Genomic DNA, 2,365 nt, shown 5'->3' with positions numbered 1-2,365 from the left:
CCCCCCGCGCCTTCCGCACCTCCTCCCGGCGAGCCGCGCTGTTCGCCCTCCCCGCCGCGGTCCTGCTCGCCCTCGTCCCCTCCACCGCCTCCGCCTACCCCAACCCCGGTACGGTCACCGGGTCCACGGTCGTGCACGACCCGACGATGATCCGCACCTCGTCGGGCCGTTACCTCCTCTACGCCACCGGCGGCGGCCTCTCCTACCGCACCTCCACCGACCGCATCGCGTTCAGTGCGGGCGGCGACGCGTTCTCCACGAAGCCAGGCTGGTGGTCCTCGTACGGGACGACCGAGGCCTGGGCGCCCGACATCTCTTACCAGGGCGGCAAGTACCTCATGTACTACGCCGTCTCCACCTTCGGCTCCAACAAGTCGGCCATCGGCCTGGCCGCCTCCACCACCGGACTGCCCGGCTCCTGGACCGACTACGGCACCGTCCTCACCTCCACCACCTCCAGCGACCACAACGCCATCGACCCCAACCTCTTCGTCGACGACAACGGCAAGTGGTGGCTGTCCTTCGGTAGTTGGTGGACGGGCCTGAAGATGATCCAGATCGACCCCGGCACCGGGAAGCAGTTGTCGAGCAACACCACCCGCTACTCGCTCGCCTCCCGCCCGACCGGGACCAAGGCCGTCGAAGCGCCGTACATCGTCAAGCGAAACGGTTACTACTACCTCTTCGCCTCCTACGACACCTGCTGCGCCGGCACCAGCTCCACCTACAAGGTCAAGGTCGGCCGCGCCACCAGCGTCACCGGGCCGTACTACGACAAGAACGGTGTCGCCCTCATGAACAACGGCGGCACACCGGTGCTGGAGTCCCACGGGCGGTACATCGGCCCCGGCGGCCAGTCGATCGTGAAGGACGCCGACGGCGACCTGATCGTCTACCACTACTACGACGGCAACGACAACGGCACACCCAAACTCGGCATCAACCTACTGAACTGGAGCAGCGGATGGCCCGTCGCCTACTGACCCTGCTGGCCGCATTGCTACTCGCCCTGTCCGTCGGTCAGTCCACCGCCGGCGCGGCGTCCTTCGCCAACCCCGTCAAGACGCAGAAGGGCGCCGACCCCTGGATCACCTACCACGACGGCAACTACTTCATGGTGACGACGAGTTGGACGAGCGTCATCACCATCCGCAAGTCCGCCACCCTCGCCGGACTCGCCACCGCGCCCAACGTCCAGGTCTGGCAGGGTGACGCGGCGAGCCGCTGCTGCAACATCTGGGCCCCCGAGCTGCACTTCCTCAACGGCCGCTGGTACCTGTACTACGTCGCCGGGCAGAACATCACCGACTACAACGCCACCCAGCGCACCCACGTCCTGGAGAGCGCGGGCTCGGACCCCCTCGGGCCCTACACCTACCGCAACCAGCTCAACTCCGCCTGGATGCTGGACCCGACGGTCGCGACGATCAACGGCCAGCTGTATCTGTTCGGCAGCGCGAGCGGCGGCACGCAGAACCTCGTCGCGGCCCGGATGTCCAACCCGTACACCCTGGCGACCGGCTTCTCGACGATCTCCACTCCCACCAACTCCTGGGAGACGAGCGGCGGTTCGGTCAACGAGGGGCCGGAGATCCTCCAGCGGGGCGGGCGGACCTTCCTCATCTACTCCGCGAGCGGCTGCTGGACCCCCGACTACAAGCTCGGCCAGCTGACCCTCACCGGCACCGACCCCCTGTCGGCGTCCGCCTGGACCAAGAAGTCCACCCCCGTCTTCCAGCGCGACGACGCGAACGGTGTCTACGGCCCCGGCCACAACGGCTTCTTCACCTCACCCGACGGCACCGAGAGCTGGATCGTCTACCACGCCAACGACGCGGCGTCGGAAGGCTGCGACAACGGGCGTACGGCCCGTGCGCAGAAGTTCACCTGGAACGCCGACGGTACGCCGAACCTCGGTACGCCGGTCAGGCTGGGCGCCAGTCAGACCGGGCCCTCCGGGGAGCCGTCGGCTGCCTCGACGACGTACACCGTGCGCAACCGCAACAGCGGTAAGTGCCTTGAGGTGGCCGGGAGTTCCGCCGCCGACGGGGCGAACGTGCAGCAGTACGCCTGCAACGGGGGCGCCAACCAGCGGTGGCGGCTGGAGGACCAGGGCGACGACACGAGCCGGCTGGTGAACGTCGCGACCGGCAAGGTCATGGACACGGCCGACTGCTCCACCGCCGACGGGGCCGACCTTCGGCAGTGGTCGTGGCTGAACAACACGTGCCAGCGGTTCCGGTTCCTGGCGACGGACAGTGACTACGTCCGTATCGTTAACCAGGCCACCGGGAAGGTCGCCGACGTGGCGAACTGCTCGACGGCGGACGCGGCGGACGTCCGCCAGTGGTCGTGGCTGAACAAC

General features: G+C 68.0%; 2 protein-coding genes. Both read left to right on the top strand.

Annotated elements, in window-relative coordinates; genetic code table 11:
- Positions 1–38: 38 nt before the first annotated feature.
- Positions 39–983, top strand: coding sequence for an arabinan endo-1,5-alpha-L-arabinosidase (locus BZL64_RS34975; RefSeq protein ID WP_086773091.1), 945 nt, complete (start codon positions 39–41; stop codon positions 981–983).
- Positions 965–2,365 (top strand): family 43 glycosylhydrolase (locus BZL64_RS34970; protein WP_086773090.1); only part of this gene is annotated, 1,401 nt, incomplete at its 3' end. The genes BZL64_RS34975 and BZL64_RS34970, both read left to right, overlap by 19 nt.

The sequence above is a fragment of the Streptomyces bobili genome (assembly GCF_002154575.1).
Lineage (GTDB): Bacteria > Actinomycetota > Actinomycetes > Streptomycetales > Streptomycetaceae > Streptomyces > Streptomyces bobili.
This window is presented reverse-complemented; position numbering and strand designations above follow the sequence as displayed.